This window comes from Pontimonas sp. (genome assembly GCF_031581085.1).
Classification (GTDB): Bacteria; Actinomycetota; Actinomycetes; order Actinomycetales; family Microbacteriaceae; genus Pontimonas.
Genome location: NZ_JAVLBO010000008.1, coordinates 18189 through 33501, shown reverse-complemented (window position 1 = coordinate 33501; position 15313 = coordinate 18189). Strand labels below are relative to the sequence as shown.

Sequence of the window (15313 nt, the reverse complement as noted above, 5' to 3'; positions counted from 1 at the left end):
TACCGAGGATCGGCGACTGCTGCCCTGCTGTGGGGAGGTGCCCTTCTGGCAGCAGGAGAGCTGGTTTGTGGAACTCCCGCTACGAAGAGCTCTCGGAGTCGTCTTTGGGTGCGGTGACGCGGCCGGCGTGGGCGACGGCGTCTGGGTCCCTCGCCGATTTGATCAAGCTCGCCACCGTGGCCACGGTGAGGATCGCCACAATCACGATCAGGCTCACCACGGTGTCGATCTTTGGCAGCGCTTCCGAGATTTGCTCGTGGCCGAAGAGCAAAATGAGTTTCACTCCGATAAAGATGAGAATGAACGCGAGTCCGAGAGAGAGGTAAATGAGCCGATCGAGCAGGCCCTTGACCAAAAAATACAGGGCGCGAAGGCCGAGAAGGGCGAACGCGTTGGCGGCGAAGACCAAGAACGGCTCCTGGGTAACCCCGAAGGTGGCGGGGATGGAATCCAGGGCAAAGAGAAGATCGGTGGAGCCAATCGCGATCATCACGATGAACATCGGTGTGGCCAGGCGCACACCGTTTTCCTTCACGAACAGTTTGGTGCCGTGGTAGGTCTCTGTGAAGGGCACTTTGCGCTTGACAAAGCGCACCACGAAGTTTTCTGAGGGGTCGGGGTCTTCGTTCCAGTGGCGCATCAGCCCGAATCCCGTCCAGATGAGGATCGCGCCGAAGATGAAGAAGGTGAACGCGAAGTAGGCCAGGGCGGCCGCGCCGATGGCGATGAAGATGGCGCGGAAGATGAGCGCGAGGATGACACCGATGAGGAGCACTCGCTGCTGATAGATCGACGGGACCGCAAACGTCGTGAGGATGATCGCGAAGACGAAAACGTTATCGATCGAGAGTGACTTCTCGACCAGGTAGGCGGTGAAGTACTCGGTGCCAAAGACGCTTCCCGAGTCCCACCAGACCCATAGTCCAAAAGCAATCGCGACGGCGATGTAAAAAACAGACCACCACGCCGCCTCTTTAAACCCCACCTCGTGGGGGTGTCTCGAGAAGGTGAGGAGGTCGAGAACGAGAAGGGCGAGGATGATTCCGATAATGAAGGCCCAGGTATCAAGACCGACGTCCACGGCGGGTGTGTCCTAACTGTGTGAGAAGCACGGCGAACGCCGTATTAAACACAGTTTATGAAACTCAGGCGCCGGGTGGGTGGGAATATGCCGAGGGTTTCTGCCTCGGGGTGGCTCGCTGGCAGGAGAATTAGGCCGGGGGAAGGTCGGGCATTGCCTCTTCTGCCGTGTCGTCCATGCGCACGACGACTTTGCCGAATACTCCGATTTCCTCCAGGTCGATGAAGGCTTTCCTGACCTCATCGAAGGGTTGGGTGCGAATGGGGATAATGAGCGAACCGTCCGCAATTTTTTCCGCCAATGCGGTGATAATCGGCGGGTTGAGCCCCACGCGTCCCACGGTGGGGACCCCGAACTGGGGGCCGTCGCCGGAAATGGAGTTGATGTTCTCTCGCGGGACGCCCAACTCCAGCGCCGCCTCGATCATTTCGTGCCCGGAGTTGTCAAACACGTGGTGGAGGCCTTTGGGGGTGAATTCTTCGAGGGAGGCGACGAGGTCACCGTGATAGTCCAGGGGGATGAGACCCATTCCCTCCAAATACACGTGGTTTCGGGGGCTGGCGGTGGCAATCACCGTCGCGCCCAGATCGCGAAGCAACTGGCACATGACCACGCCCACTCCGCCGGAGGCACCGCTGACGGCGACCACCTCTCCGGGTTTCACACTCTGAGATTCCACGGCCGCCCAGGCTGTCTGGGCGGCAACGGGTAACACTGCGGCGTGATCAAAGGTGATTCCCTCGGGTTTTGCCATCACCAGGTTGGCGGGGGAGGAGATGATGTCGGCCATGACCCCTTGGCCGGTGCCCAAGACTTCTGCACCCACCTCGATGTGGCTGACGTCTTTCCCCACCGCAATGGCGATGCCGGAAAATTCACGACCGATTCGGGCGGGGAGTTCGACAATGGGGGTGCGCCCTCGCCGCATTTTGCTATCGGCGGGGTTCAGCCCGGCGGCGACCACGCGGATCGAGACTTCGTCGGGACCAGGCTCGCTGGGATCTGCTTCGTGGGCCAGAGTGATGACCTCTGGAGGGCCGTATCGGTCGTATTTTGCTACTCGCATGCTCGGGCTTTCTTCCTGGGCGCCTGCGGTTGTGGAGGGCAAATCGAGACGTCTTCTCGGCTGGTGGCATCAGTGTAGTAGGGGCCTGTGACATGGCGGCAGGGCGAAAAAGCGACCGTGGGTGAGCAGTAACCGGGTAAGTAATTGATTACCCGGGTGGCCTCCCTGGCTGCGTGGCCACCCACAGTGCCCGCCACTACCAATAAAACGCCACGAAAAAAAGTCTTGAATGTTATTCGACTCTGCAGTTAACTGTGCGCCATGTTGACCCGAAGTCGTGTCACCGCAGCAGCCACACACCCCGATTCGCGCCGCGAGCCGCGGCGACGATCCGGCCCGGCCGACACCCGGAGGACGGCGGGCCACCCCGCAGGAATCCACCCCTCGGGGGCGCTCCCGATTCGAACTGCTCTGCTCACGGGCGGCGCGCTCGCCCTGGCAGCAGTCCCGATCGCCACGCCGCTGTATGCCACGGGCGGTGAATTAGAAGACGACAGTGCCGTCATGATCGGCTCCGATGGAAAGATCTACGCACTCGATCTCGACTCTGCCGAGGTGAGCGGAGGCGTCGCAATAACCGGCGACACCTTCGACTACGTGGTCACTGGCCTCGAAGCAGACCCCGTGTCAAACACCCTCTACGCGATTAACCAGTCGGCCACAGACTCGAACGTGCTGGCCGCAATCGACTACACCACGGCCGAATCCACCCTCGTGGAACCCGACTACGGCGAAGACGAAATTCTGAATGCCCTGGACCGAGCAGAAGACGGTACCTATTTCTTGGGTCACCTGCCCCATGACGGGCCCGCCGGTGCCCACCTGTCCACCCTCGCAGTCGATAGCGGAAACTACAGCACAATCGACACCACCGACCTAGCGGGGGGGGGGTGGGGGGTAATAACAAGATTGTCTCAGCGCTCGTCTCGGTAGCCGATTCCCTCTACGGTTTCGTCCTCGGCGGCGATGACGGGCTCTACCTCGTCGATACCGACACCGGCGAATTGGCCGCCACACAGGCCGCCAGTGACGAGATGGACGGGATCACCATTGTCGCGGCCGATCACACCGCCGATGACACGGTGTATGTGCTCGGTCGAGATATCGACTCCAATGTCTCGCTCTACACCAACGACCTCGCCGGCACCAGCACCCTGGTGGGTGCGATTACCGGCCTCTCCACCGGTGTCTCGGTCGGCAATTTCGCCATCGCGACCCTGCTCGCCGATGAACGCGTCGGTGAGGACACCGAAGAGGGCTCCGGGGGAGACTCCGGAGACGACGAACCAGGTGGGAGCGGGGGTGGTGACCGTGAGCCGGAGGACTCCGATGGTGTCGACACCATCGTCAGCACACCGCTCCCACCTGCCACACTCCCTCCCGGGCAGCCAGAGCTGGCCCCCACAGGACCCGTGACCGCGATCGCCTCTGGCAGCACCCTGCTGGGACTGGGGCTTGGCACAGGGGTCGGCGCACTACTGGGGTTTGGACTCACCGTAGGACTCACTGGGGGAGCCACTGGGCGACTTCGGGGCGCCATTGGGCCCCGAAAGCGTCAGCGCGGCGGGCAGCGCGGCGGGCAGCGTGGTGGGCAGCGTGACCGGCAGCGAAGCCAGCAAGGTGACCTTCGGTTCAGGTCCGCAGCTCGTGCCCAGAGCGAACGGCCCTCCGGTGGGAGCCGCGGGCGCACTATTCTGTGAGGACATGAGTGAATCGTCCAAGCGGGTAGACCCCATTGATCGAATCCTCTCTCGCGCGCCCGAAGAGCGCTCGGCTGCTCCCCAGCAGAGCGTCTTTAGCGCACCGGTAGAAGAACACGCGGGGGATACCCCGGCCACGGTGGCAACCCCCGATACCGCGGAGGCGCAGTCCTCCGTGCGAGCGGGTGCTCCACCGACCACCGGGGATTTGGACCTGGAGGCGAGAAGTGGCCTGCGCCGCGTCGGAGGGCTCTCGACAGAGCTCGAGGACGTCACCGAAGTCGAATACCGGCAGCTTCGTCTCGAAAACGTCGTCCTCGTGGGCGTCTATCGACACGGGGACATTGTCGATGCGGAAAACTCGCTGCGCGAGTTGGCGCTGCTGTGTGAAACGGCCGGCGCCGCCGTCATTGACGGGGTGTTGCAGCAGCGCGACCAGCCAGACCCCGCCACCTATTTGGGCAGTGGCAAAGCGCGTGAGCTTGCCGACCTCGTCGCTGCAGTCCGGGCGGACACCGTGGTCGCCGATACCGAATTGGCGCCCAGTCAACGCCGTGCCCTCGAGGATGCGATCGGAGTAAAGGTCATCGACCGCACAGCGGTCATTTTGGACATCTTTAGCCAACACGCGAAAACCCGTGAGGGTAAAGCTCAAGTGGAGCTCGCCCAGCTGCAGTATTTACTTCCGCGGCTTCGCGGCTGGGGTGCCTCGATGAGCCGCCAGGCCGGTGGCCAGGTCGGTGGGGCTGGTGCCGGAATGGGCTCGCGTGGTCCCGGTGAAACCAAAATTGAGTTGGATCGTCGACGTATTAACCAGCGGATGGCGAGGCTTCGACGCCAAATCGCCGGGTTTAGCCCCGCTCGAGCGGGAAAGCGCAAAAACCGCGAGCGAAACAACATCGCCTCGGTCGCCATCGCCGGCTACACCAACGCCGGGAAGTCCTCGCTGTTGAACCAGCTGACCGGTGCGGGGGTGATGGTTCAAGACGCCCTGTTTGCCACACTGGATCCGACGGTGCGAAAAGCCCAGACACCCGACGGCCGGCCCTACACACTAAGCGACACGGTGGGCTTTGTCCGCTCGCTACCGCACCAACTCGTGGAGGCTTTTCGCTCCACCCTGGAAGAAGTCGGTGATGCCGACGTGATCGTCCACGTCGTCGACGCCTCACACCCCGACCCCACCGCGCAAATCCACACCGTGCGACAGGTCATCGCCGATGTGGGCGCCAGCGAGATCCCCGAAATCGTGGTGTTCAACAAATCCGATCTCATCGACTCTGACCGGGAAGTCGAACTGCGCGGTGTGCAACCCGGTGCTGTCTTTGTTTCGGCGTCCACCGGCCAGGGAATCGACACTCTGCACCGCGCCATCGCCGAGGTACTCCCGCGGCCCACGCTCCACCGCCGCCTGCTCATTCCTTTCGACCGCGGTGACCTAGTCGCCCTCGTGCACGACTCGGGTGACGTGCTGGCGACCTCTTACGACGAGGCGGGAACCAGCATGGAGGTCATGCTGGACGAGGTCACACTCGCCTCACTCGAAGACTTTGTGGTCCTGTCAGACCCGGCGGGTACACCCGCAGCGGTGACGAGCCACTCGGGGGATTAACACTCCTCGCTGCCTCCCACCGCATTGCCTCCCACTGCAGTGCCACCGCATTGCCTCCTACCGCACTGCCGCGGCGCGTGCGCTCCGCCCGCGAGAGGTGTTTAGGCGCTCGCTGGGGGCTCCAGGTAGCCGTCGTCGCCGGGCTTCCCAAAACGCACGGCATCCACCGCGTCGAAAGTGGCGTCGGGGCCGTGTTCGATTGTGACCCACAGCACATTGGCTTCGGCTTGTCGAAGCGCGCGCAGGGTGGGGCTTAGCTGCTCCCGGTCGAGCGCGGCCGAGACCACGATGACCTGCTCTGCCCAACCCAAGAGGGAGCCGATGGCATCGGAGACGACCTGGTGAAACGACTCCACCGAGACACTGACTTCGCCGGTTGTGGGCTGGTTGGCCCCGGGATCTGATTGCGGCGCGAGCCAGAGGGTGGGGGTCGTCCACCAACTGGCGAGCTCGGGCAGAGCGGCATTGAGCTCGGCCCGGATTCCAGAGGCCGCCGCTTCGACGCGCAAAATGTCTGACCCCAGCGCGGTGTCCGCGCTGGTGGCGTGTAAGCGGGCAATGGGAAGCAGCACCCGCAGTGCCCCACCGGGGTGACTCGACTGCACGGCGGCGATGTGCTCGGCACTGGAGTGGAGAAGATCACGACCTGACATGCTCGCCAGGCTACTCCGCTTGCACCCCGCACGGGAAAGGGTGTGTTGGGGCTGCCGCGTCCACCCTCGCCAAACTGCTCCGAGCCCCGAGTGCTGCCCCCCGAGCACTACCCCTCGAGTATTGCCACTCCGGCTCAATCACTCCGGCACAGCGCAGGGAGTCCCCAGTCGACGAGTCTTTTCGTGGGCGAGTCCTCAGTCGACCTTGCGCATCACGGTGACGACCTTGCCCAGGATGGTGGCTTCGTCGCCCAGGATGGGTTCGTAGGCGGAGTTTTGTGGCAACAGCCAGGTGTGTCCGTCTCGTTGTTTGAAGACTTTGACCGTGGCTTCACCGTCGAGTAGTGCGGCGACAATTTCGCCGTTCTCCGCGGTTTTTTGTTCGCGGATGACCACGTGGTCGCCATCGCAGATGGCGGCATCGATCATGGAATCTCCGACAACACTCAGCATGAACAGGTTGCCACCGCCCACCCACTGGGTGGGGAGGCTGACGACTTCTTCGACGTGCTGTTCCGCGGTGATGGGCCCACCCGCGGCGATGCGGCCCACCAGGGGGATGGGCACCATGTTGTCCTCGAGGGAACTCACCGGAGCGACGGGGGCGTCTGCTTCCGGCGTGAGGCGAATGAGCACCTCGAGGGTTCTCGCTGTGCCCGGGTGTCTCCTGATGTATCCGGCGCGCTCTAACTGTCCCAACTGGTGGGAGACACTCGACGTTGAGGTCAGACCGGTGTTGTCACAGATCTCTCGCATGCTGGGGGGAACGCCCCTCGAGTCGAGGCTGCGTTCGATAAATGCCTGGATACGTTCCTGCTGTGGTGTCAACATAACCCCCAGGTTAGCGCGTTTCGAACACTTTTGTGAAACATTCTTTCGAACGTGTCGCGCCAATGTCGGTGGTCCCTGGTGAAATTTCTGGTGTTCGGTAGTTGACAACGTCGCTATTCGAACATATATTCGAAACAGAGATTCGCCCCCGACTCTCCCGGCCGAGGGTCGGGGGCGGGACTCAACACCAGGACAAGGAGAACACCATGTCACACACCACCACCGCCGGCCCCGCTCAGCTCGCCAGTGCGCCACTGAGAATCACTCGGCGTGGACGCGTCGTCCTCGCGGGCCTGATCGCCCTTCCGGTATTAGTGCTGTCACTGGTTTTTGCGACCCCGGGTGCACAGGCCGGTGGCGAAGACGGCACCGTGGAGGTCTACACCGTCCTTGCCGGCGAGTCGCTGTGGGACATCGCCGAAGATATTGCCCCCCAACAGGATCCGCGCGTCGTCATCGATCGCCTGCTACGCGCAAACGCGCTCGACTCTGCGAGCCTGCAGCCCGGTCAACAACTGATCATTCCCGCCGGCCTCTAGCCACGTCCTCTAACCCCTTTCTCCAGGCGCCCGGCTCCTCGCCCCGTCCTCCAGGTGGCCGGCCTCTACGATGGGGGAGTGGAACTTTCCGATCTGCCCATTCGAGACGACCTGCGGGGAAAATCCCCTTACGGCGCTCCGATGGTGGACGTTCCCGTCACGCTGAACGTCAACGAAAATACCCACCGCGTGCCCGACGCGGTGCGATCGAGCATCCTCGAGGCACTCTCTGATGCACTGGAGAACATCAACCGCTACCCGGACCGCGAATTTCTCGCGCTTCGAGAAGGATTAGCCGCTTACCTCGCCCAGCGCCCCACCGGCGAGTCGACGACGGGTGGTCCAGAATCAATCTGGGCCGCCAACGGTTCCAATGAGGTGTTGCAACACGTCTTGCAGGCTTTTGGTGGTCCGGGACGAAGCGTTCTGGGCTTTCCGCCCACCTACTCCATGCACCCCATCATCGCCGAGGCGACGGGAACGCGCTGGGTGCCTGCACAGCGAGACGCCGACTTCGAGATTTCTCCGGCGACGGCCGTGGCCGCCGTCACAGAACACCAACCCGATGTGGTGTTTTTCTGCAGTCCCAATAACCCCACCGGGACCGGGGTGTCGTTAGAGACCATCGAGGCAACCTATGACGCCAGCGAGGCGATGGTGTTGGTCGATGAGGCCTACATCGAATTTGCCCCCGACGATCACCTCTCCGCCAGGCGGCTATTGGCGGGCAGGCCGCGGTTGATGATCTCTCGCACCATGAGCAAAGCGTTTGCCTTTGCCGGGGCGAGGCTTGGCTATCTGATTGCCGATCCGGTGGTCAACGACGCTCTTCGATTGGTTCGCCTGCCCTACCACCTCTCCGCACTCACCCAGGCGGCTGCCACCGCGGCGCTCGCCCACCACGAGACCATGCTCGCCACGGTCGAGTCGATTCGCCAGCAGCGAGATCGCCTCGCGCGCGAACTGACCGCGATGGGCTACTTTGTCTGGCCATCGCTCGCGAATTTTGTGCTCTTTGGAGGCGTAGTGGACCCGGGGGAGACCTTCCGGGGTCTCCTGGAGCAGGGAGTGCTGGTGCGGGATGTGGGCATCGAGCACACCCTTCGGGTGAGCGCGGGCACAGCGGAGGAGACCAGCGCCTTCCTCGAGGCTCTTACTAGACTGGAGCGATGAGTAGAGTCGCCAGTATCCAGCGCCAGACCAGTGAATCCACGGTTAGTGTGAGTCTGAACCTCGACGGCACCGGCGACAACAGTATTTCGACCACCGTGCCCTTTTTCGATCACATGCTCACGGCGCTCTCAAAGCACTCGCTGATCGACCTCACCGTGAATTCACACGGCGATACCGACATCGATGTCCACCACACCGTGGAAGACACCGCCATTGTGCTGGGTCAAGCACTTCGTGAAGCACTGGGCGATAAAGCCGGTATTTCGCGCTTCGGCGACGCACTGGTACCCCTCGATGACGCCCTGGCCCGAGCGGTCGTGGACGTCTCCGGCCGGCCCTATCTGGTCCACAGCGGCGAACCCGAAGGGTTCGAACACCACCACATCGGCGGCCACTTCACCGGCTCGCTGGTGCGCCACGTGTTCGAAGCGATCACCATGCACGCCATGTTGACCGTGCACGTGAGTGTGTTGGCCGGGCGAGACCCCCACCACATTGCGGAGGCGGAATTTAAAGCATTTGCCCGCGCGCTTCGAAAAGCCATCGCCACCGACGAGCAGGTCAGTGGCATCCCCTCCACCAAAGGGGCGCTCTAGTCGTGGCAGCCACACCCCACGTCGTCGTCTTTGACTACGGCTCGGGAAACGTCCACTCCGCGGTCAAAGCCCTCGAGCACGCCGGTGCCCGGGTGTCACTGAGTGCCACACGTCAGGACGCAATGGACGCCGATGGTTTGGTGGTCCCCGGCGTGGGCGCCTTTGCCTCGGTCATGGCCGGCCTCACCGACAAACGCGGTGGGGAAATTATCGAGCGTCGGCTGGCTGGAGGCCGTGCGGTGTTGGGTATCTGCGTGGGCCTGCAGGTGATGTTCGATCGCGGTGTCGAACACGGTGTGGATACCGCGGGCCTTGCTCAGTGGCCGGGCGTTGTCGAGAAACTCGACGCCCCACGGCTTCCCCACATGGGGTGGAACAGCGTCGAGGCGGCCCCGGGCAGCGAACTTTTTGCCGGGATCGAGCGGGAGCGCTTTTACTTTGTCCACTCCTACGCGGTCACCCAGTGGAGCTTGGAGCCCGGACCCCAATTTAAGCCGCCCCTGGTGAGCTGGAGCGAGCACGGCCAGCGTTTTGTCGCCGCCGTCGAAAATGGTCCGCTCACGGCCACCCAGTTCCACCCTGAAAAATCTGGCGATGCGGGAATCGCGCTCTTGACCAATTGGCTCAGGCGCCTATAGTGGGTGGGTCAGTCCGGGCCGAGCCTGTGTGGTCGAAAACCTGTGTGGTCGAAAGCCTGTGTGGTCGAATGGGTCCGGTTGCTGCATCTGAACAATCTGAGTGTTTCTTACGCGACATTGAGGGAAAAATACGCACGCTATGGCCGTTTCTTCTACTCCCCAGTTGGTCCTGCTCCCCGCCGTTGACGTCGCCGACGGCAAAGCCGTCCGACTGACCCAGGGGCAAGCGGGAACCGAAACCGCCTACGGCGACGCGGTCGCCGCCGCCGAAGAGTGGGCCCGTCTGGGCGCTGAATGGATTCACCTGGTCGACCTCGACGCGGCCTTCGGCCGCGGCTCTAATCGCGGAGTTATCAAAAAAGTGGTCAAAGCCGTGGGGAAAAAACTCAACGTCGAGCTCTCCGGGGGCATCCGCGACGACGAATCCTTGGACGAGGCACTCTCGACCGGGGCGGTGCGAGTGAATCTGGGCACCGCGGCGTTAGAAAACCCGGAATGGACCGCGCACGTCATCGCCGAATACGGCGATGCCATCGCGGTCGGTTTGGATGTGCGCGGTGAAACCCTCGCGGCCAGAGGCTGGACCCAAGAGGGGGGAAACCTCTTTGATGTGATGGAGCGGCTGAACGACTGCGGCTGTGCGCGCTTTGTCGTCACCGACGTCACCAAAGATGGCACCATGCGCGGTCCCAACGTGGAATTGCTGCGACAGGTCCTAGAAAACACCGACCATTCGGTGATCGCCTCCGGCGGCATCTCCAGCCTGGATGACATCGCCGAGTTGCGCGAACTGGTGCCGCTGGGCCTCGAGGGCGCCATTTTGGGCAAAGCCCTCTACGCCGGTGCCTTCACGTTGACCGAAGCGCTCGATGTCGCGGGCCGCTGACTCGGCCGGTATCCCCTTCGACGGGCGAGAATTTCGGCCACACCCCTTCGCGGGTGACGACGGCAGTGCACCGGAGCGCCTGGGTGAAGCCCTCGCCGACTGGGCGAGAAACTCCTCCAGTGGGGCGTATTCGGAAGTCGTGGAGTCGCTTCGAGATAGCAGGCTGTTAGTTCCTCTGATTGCCGAAGCCGGTGATCTCGGCCACACCCCCGAGGGTCGGCTGGTGGAAAAAACCCAAGAGCTCTCCGTGGTGACCGTGGAGGGGCCAGATTCCCAACCCGTCGGTGTGGTCTTTTCCGACGTGGAGTCACTGGCGAGGTGGCGACTGGAGGCGAGGCCACAACCGGTCGAAGCGCTTCGCGCCGCCGCCTGGGCGCTCCAAGAGGGCGTCACCCGGTTGGTGTTAAACCCCACGAGCGCGAGCGAGTGCGTGCTTCGCCGCGGAGCGCTGGTCGCGTTGGTGACCGCCCAGCCCTACACGCCGCCGTGGGAAGACCCCGAGGTGATCGAGGCGATCGAGAGCGGCCTTGGCGGCCAGGGGGTGTTGCTCTCGGTGCGAAGCGGCTGGGACGAGCCACCACAACCAGGCGCTGACCTCATTGTCGAGGTGGGCTTAGAGCCGGGTTTGACTTCGCAGGAGCTCTCCCAGTTACACAGCCAGTGGAGTGGTGCGTGGGGGCAAGAGACCATTCTGAACCAGAGGGTCGACGGCTTGCGCCTGGCGATTGTCGCCCTCTAGAGCACTGTCTGTCCTGGTTAATTAACAGGGTTAATTGACAGGGCTAATTGACCGGGCCGGTGTATTTCTCCCCGGGGCCTTGGCCGGGGGCATCGGGATAGGTGGAGGCTTCGCGGAAGGCCAGTTGCACGCTGCGCAGACCGTCTCGCAGGACGCGCGCGTGGTGGTCGCCAATCTCTGGTGAGGCGGCGGTGATGAGGCCGGCTAGCGCAGTGATGATTTTTCTCGCCTCAGCCAGATCAATTTCTTCTTTGGGGTTGTCCGAGAGGCCACACTTCACCGCCGCCGCGGAGAGGAGGTGGACGCAGACGGTTTGAATGAGCTCCACTGCTGGTACGTCGCCGATGTCGCGCTCGGCATCCATCAGGGCTTTTTCTAATTCGTCGCTCATTGCTCTCCTTCAGACGTGACCCCAGAGTATCGGGCCTTCTTCTGGGCGTTTTTTGCACACAGGGTCGCGCCTTGTGTTGGCGAATGCAATAACGCGATTGTTCCCGCCATTCGAGGGTGGCTGCGATCAGGCAATCAGTGCTTCGGCCGGTATTCCCAGCTCCCGGTGCAAGTTGCGAATCATCCGGATGCTTAACGGGCGTTTTTTGTTCAGGACTTCGTAGACGCGGCTGGTACTGCCGATAAGTGGGGCAAGGTCGCTGACGGCTAGACCACTTTGTTCCATCCGAAAACGGATAGCTTCGACAGGATCGGGTGGGCTAATCGGGTAGTGCTTGGCTTCGTATGCTTCTACCAAAGTGGCAAGAACATCGAGCTGTTCACTCTCCGGTGTCCCGGGTGCGGGATTAGCGTCCATGAGTGCCTCAATTGTTTCTAAAGCGGTGTGGAGATCTGTTTCATTGCGAATCGGATGGATAAACATTTCTTGTCCCTTCTACTTCCGCCATTTGACGGTTTGCGCGTCGATTTGGTCATATTCTGCGTGGGTTCCGACGAACTTGATGTAGCAAATGTGAAGGAGGTAGTCGATGGCGACTACCAGGCGATACTTGTTTCCTGCGATGTTGAATACGACTCGACCACCTTGCAATACGCTGGCGTGGCGATAGAGGGCCTTAATGTCAGAGGGGTTTTCCCACTGTGCGTGCCGAGCTTCTTCGAACCATGCCCTAAGAGGTTGTTCCGCGTCGCCGTGCCGGTCCCAAAAATCTCGAAGACTTGACATTGCGATCACCCTCACACAATGAGGATAGTCCCAATTTGGGACTTCCGCAAGGGCGTTGTTCCCCAATGTGCTGAGCGGAGTATCCCCAGAGCGCTCTGTGCACAACTCCCCACTCGGGACGTGCACCTGCTACCCTGGGGGAGTTACTCATCCGAGTAATAGTGAAAGTGGAGAAGACTCCCACCTAGGAATACCGAACATCACGGTTTCCGGGTCGTTGTGCTCCGCCGGGTAACCGGCAGCGTGAAGGGCACGGGGGATTCGTCCCCGGGGACGACACTCGCACTCTCGCTGGTACTGCGTGTTGATGTGTGTGAAAGGAGCCCCCATCAGCGATCCACGAATCAACGACCGTATCCGAGCAAGCGAAGTGCGCTTGGTCGGGCCCGAAGGGGAACAGGTCGGAGTGGTGCGAGTCGACATTGCGTTGCGCCTCGCCCAAGAATCCGACTTGGACCTGGTAGAGGTTTCGCCCAACTCGAACCCCCCCGTAGTGAAAATCATGGACTACGGCAAGTTCAAGTACGAAGCCGCTCAGAAGGCCAAAGAGGCCCGCAAGAACCAGGCCAATACGGTGTTGAAGGAAGTGCGTTTCCGCCTCAAGATTGACACCCACGACTACGAAACCAAGCGCAAGAGAGCTGAGTCGTTCCTCCAGCAGGGCGACAAAGTCAAAGCGATGATCCTGTTTCGGGGACGCGAGCAGTCGCGACCAGAACAGGGTGTGCGCCTGCTTCAGCGCTTCGCCGAAGACGTGGCCGAATTTGGACAGGTGGAATCGACGCCCACCATCGACGGACGCAACATGGTCATGGTGATTGGACCGCTGAAAACAAAGGCCGACCAGAAGCAGCAGGCACGTAAAAGCCAAGGGGCGCCCGCCTCTAGCGAGACCAGCGAGTAAGGCAACGAGGAGAAAGGCCAGAAGATGCCTAAGCAGAAAACCCACTCGGGGACGAAAAAGCGTTTTCGCACCACCGGTAGTGGAAAAATCATGAAGCAGGGTGCCGGCATGCGCCACAACTTGGAGCGCAAGGAAACCAGGCTCACCCGTCGACTCAGTAGAGATCGCGTCATCGCCCCCGAAGACGCCAAAGTCATTAAAAAGCTACTCGGTAAATAGACCGACAACCAGGAAAGGTGTGAACCATGGCACGTGTTAAGAACGCGGTAAACGCGCACAAAAAACGCCGGGTTGTCCTCGAGCAGGCTGAAGGCTACCGCGGGCAGCGCTCCCGGGTGTACCGCAAGGCCAAAGAGCAGGTCATCCACTCGCTGAACTACGCCTACCGCGACCGTCGGGCCCGAAAGGGTGACTTCCGTCGGCTGTGGATTCAGCGCATCAACGCTGGGGCGCGCCAAAACGGCATGACCTACAACCGTTTGATTCAGGGCTTGAACCTCGCCGGTGTCGGTGTCGATCGGCGGATGCTGGCCGATATGGCCATCAACGACGAGAAGGCTTTTAGCCAGCTGGTGGCGGTGGCCAAAGCGGCCCTGCCCGAGCAGCGCTAACACTTCGCACTGAGACGGCGTGGGGCTCCGGGTGTGACCCGGAGCCCCACAGCTTTCTTCGCCAGCGTGCGATGCTGGTCGCCTCGTGCCCCGTGCTAATCGCCCCGTTCTGTTCGTCCCGTTCTGTTCGTCTCGGGCTGATCACCTCGTGCTGATTACCTCCGGCTGATCACCTCGTGCTGATTACCTCCGGCTCATGGAGCGCGGCCTGGTGGTGCTCAGCAATTCCTTGGCGTTTATTCGCCCAGTGTTCATCTCATCGACATACCCTTAAGGCGTCATGATTGACAACCCGCGCTCTCCCCGCGTTCGAGCGGTGGCGAAGCTTGCCAAGAAATCTCGCCGTCACGAAGCCGGAATGTTTCTCGTCGAGGGCCCACAGGCGGTGCGCGAAGCGCTGACCCACCGGCCAGAAGACGTCAGCGATGTGTTTGTCACCGAGCAGGCGACCACGCGACACCACGACCTGTTAGAGCTCGCGGCCTCCGCGGGCATCGACGTCGAGACGGTCACCGACGAGGTTCTGGAGCAGATGGCCGATACGACCACACCGCAGGGTGTGATCGCGGTATCCCAAATCGTCTCCCACACCCTCGACGAGGTACTTGTCGGCTCAGCGCGGCTGGTTGTCGTCCTCGACCGAGTGAGCGACCCGGGAAATGCCGGCACCATTATTCGGGTGGCGGTCGCTGCCGGCGCCGACGCGGTGATCGTGACCGAAGAATCGGTCGATATCTACAATCCGAAGGTGGTGCGAAGCACCACCGGCAGTCTTTTTCACATCCCCCTGGTGACCGGTGTGGACTGCGCGGCTGCCGAGCGCGCTCTTCGACGCGCCGGTCTGCAAGTACTGGCAGCCGATACCTCCGGTGAGTCGCTTCCCGATCTCGCCGAATCCGGAGGCCTTGCCACCCCCACCGCGTGGTTATTGGGTAACGAGGCGCACGGTTTGGACCAGGAGGTGTTGGACGGCGCCGATCGGGTGGTCTCCGTTCCCCACTACGGCCCGGTGGAGTCGATGAACCTCGCCACGGCGGCCGCCGTGTGCCTATTCCAGTCCGCTTTTGCCCTGCGCGGTGGCGCTGGCTCCTAAGCGGGCGGACGCTC

20 protein-coding genes are annotated in these 15313 nt (G+C 62.0%); 13 read left to right on the top strand and 7 right to left on the bottom strand.

Annotated features, from left to right (window positions below; translation table 11 throughout):
- Positions 1–79 precede the first annotated feature (79 nt).
- Together RI518_RS03745 and RI518_RS03740 are read right to left on the bottom strand one after the other, a co-directional pair.
- Complete coding sequence (locus RI518_RS03745) at positions 80–1081, bottom strand: TerC/Alx family metal homeostasis membrane protein (protein ID WP_310672139.1); 1002 nt, start codon at positions 1079–1081, stop codon at positions 80–82.
- 130 nt (positions 1082–1211) lie between these two features.
- Positions 1212–2147 carry an NADP-dependent oxidoreductase gene (locus tag RI518_RS03740; RefSeq protein WP_310689384.1) on the bottom strand — a complete coding sequence of 312 codons (936 nt, stop codon included), beginning with the start codon at positions 2145–2147 and terminating at the stop codon, positions 1212–1214.
- Positions 2148–2408: 261 nt separating this feature from the next.
- Between RI518_RS03740 and RI518_RS03735 the strand changes: the two genes are divergently transcribed.
- The 3 genes from RI518_RS03735 to hflX are packed head-to-tail and all read left to right on the top strand — an operon-like array spanning position 2409 to position 5459.
- Positions 2409–3080, top strand: coding sequence for a hypothetical protein (locus RI518_RS03735; RefSeq protein ID WP_310689383.1), 672 nt, complete (start codon positions 2409–2411; stop codon positions 3078–3080).
- Positions 3038–3847, top strand: a complete 810-nt coding sequence (locus tag RI518_RS03730) for a hypothetical protein (protein ID WP_310689382.1) — start codon at positions 3038–3040, stop codon at positions 3845–3847. Before RI518_RS03735 ends, RI518_RS03730 begins: the two co-directional genes overlap by 43 nt.
- Positions 3848–3851: 4 nt before the next feature.
- On the top strand, positions 3852–5459 hold the full coding sequence (gene hflX / locus RI518_RS03725) for a GTPase HflX (protein WP_310689381.1): 1608 nt from the start codon (positions 3852–3854) through the stop codon (positions 5457–5459).
- Positions 5460–5560: 101 nt separating this feature from the next.
- Here hflX and RI518_RS03720 read toward each other — a convergent pair whose 3' ends face one another.
- Positions 5561–6112, bottom strand: a complete 552-nt coding sequence (locus tag RI518_RS03720; RefSeq protein ID WP_310689379.1) for a hypothetical protein — start codon at positions 6110–6112, stop codon at positions 5561–5563.
- A 195-nt stretch (positions 6113–6307) separates the two neighbouring features.
- Positions 6308–6943 carry a transcriptional repressor LexA gene (lexA, locus tag RI518_RS03715; RefSeq protein ID WP_310672236.1) on the bottom strand — a complete coding sequence of 212 codons (636 nt, stop codon included), beginning with the start codon at positions 6941–6943 and terminating at the stop codon, positions 6308–6310.
- Between the two features lie 206 nt (positions 6944–7149).
- Here lexA and RI518_RS03710 point away from each other — a divergent pair, with 206 nt between their 5' ends.
- The 6 genes from RI518_RS03710 to RI518_RS03685 all read left to right on the top strand — a co-directional run bounded on the left by RI518_RS03710 (position 7150) and on the right by RI518_RS03685 (position 11514).
- Positions 7150–7482, top strand: a complete 333-nt coding sequence (locus RI518_RS03710) for a LysM peptidoglycan-binding domain-containing protein (protein ID WP_310672235.1) — start codon at positions 7150–7152, stop codon at positions 7480–7482.
- A gap of 78 nt (positions 7483–7560) precedes the next feature.
- A complete protein-coding gene (locus tag RI518_RS03705; RefSeq protein ID WP_310689378.1) occupies positions 7561–8655 on the top strand; it encodes a histidinol-phosphate transaminase in 1095 nt (364 codons plus the stop codon).
- Positions 8652–9251 (top strand): imidazoleglycerol-phosphate dehydratase HisB, encoded by a 600-nt coding sequence (gene hisB / locus RI518_RS03700; protein ID WP_310672233.1) that lies wholly within the window; start codon positions 8652–8654, stop codon positions 9249–9251. Before RI518_RS03705 ends, hisB begins: the two co-directional genes overlap by 4 nt.
- A gap of 2 nt (positions 9252–9253) precedes the next feature.
- Positions 9254–9889, top strand: a complete 636-nt coding sequence (gene hisH, locus RI518_RS03695; RefSeq protein ID WP_310689376.1) for an imidazole glycerol phosphate synthase subunit HisH — start codon at positions 9254–9256, stop codon at positions 9887–9889.
- A gap of 139 nt (positions 9890–10028) precedes the next feature.
- The gene (gene priA / locus RI518_RS03690; RefSeq protein WP_310672231.1) at positions 10029–10775 is read left to right on the top strand and encodes a bifunctional 1-(5-phosphoribosyl)-5-((5-phosphoribosylamino)methylideneamino)imidazole-4-carboxamide isomerase/phosphoribosylanthranilate isomerase PriA; all 747 of its coding nucleotides are present in this window, start codon (positions 10029–10031) and stop codon (positions 10773–10775) included.
- Complete coding sequence (locus tag RI518_RS03685) at positions 10759–11514, top strand: SseB family protein (RefSeq protein ID WP_310672230.1); 756 nt, start codon at positions 10759–10761, stop codon at positions 11512–11514. Before priA ends, RI518_RS03685 begins: the two co-directional genes overlap by 17 nt.
- Before the next feature lie 43 nt (positions 11515–11557).
- Here the strand turns inward: RI518_RS03685 and RI518_RS03680 are convergent, their stop codons facing one another.
- The 3 genes from RI518_RS03680 to RI518_RS03670 form a co-directional block, all read right to left on the bottom strand.
- Entirely contained in the window at positions 11558–11905 is a 348-nt protein-coding gene (locus RI518_RS03680) for a DUF1844 domain-containing protein (protein ID WP_310672229.1), read from the bottom strand.
- A gap of 126 nt (positions 11906–12031) precedes the next feature.
- Positions 12032–12322, bottom strand: a complete 291-nt coding sequence (locus RI518_RS03675) for a hypothetical protein (RefSeq protein WP_310689374.1) — start codon at positions 12320–12322, stop codon at positions 12032–12034.
- A gap of 78 nt (positions 12323–12400) precedes the next feature.
- Positions 12401–12691 carry a type II toxin-antitoxin system HigB family toxin gene (locus RI518_RS03670; protein ID WP_310689373.1) on the bottom strand — a complete coding sequence of 97 codons (291 nt, stop codon included), beginning with the start codon at positions 12689–12691 and terminating at the stop codon, positions 12401–12403.
- 313 nt (positions 12692–13004) lie between these two features.
- On the opposite strand from RI518_RS03670, the gene infC reads away from it, so the two are divergent.
- The 4 genes from infC to RI518_RS03650 all read left to right on the top strand — a co-directional run bounded on the left by infC (position 13005) and on the right by RI518_RS03650 (position 15299).
- Positions 13005–13595, top strand: coding sequence for a translation initiation factor IF-3 (gene infC / locus RI518_RS03665; protein ID WP_310689372.1), 591 nt, complete (start codon positions 13005–13007; stop codon positions 13593–13595).
- A gap of 24 nt (positions 13596–13619) precedes the next feature.
- Positions 13620–13814, top strand: a complete 195-nt coding sequence (gene rpmI, locus RI518_RS03660) for a 50S ribosomal protein L35 (RefSeq protein WP_310672227.1) — start codon at positions 13620–13622, stop codon at positions 13812–13814.
- A 26-nt stretch (positions 13815–13840) separates the two neighbouring features.
- Positions 13841–14206 (top strand): 50S ribosomal protein L20, encoded by a 366-nt coding sequence (gene rplT / locus RI518_RS03655; RefSeq protein WP_310672226.1) that lies wholly within the window; start codon positions 13841–13843, stop codon positions 14204–14206.
- A 280-nt stretch (positions 14207–14486) separates the two neighbouring features.
- Positions 14487–15299, top strand: coding sequence for an RNA methyltransferase (locus tag RI518_RS03650; protein WP_310672225.1), 813 nt, complete (start codon positions 14487–14489; stop codon positions 15297–15299).
- The last annotated feature ends 14 nt before the right edge of the window (positions 15300–15313 follow it).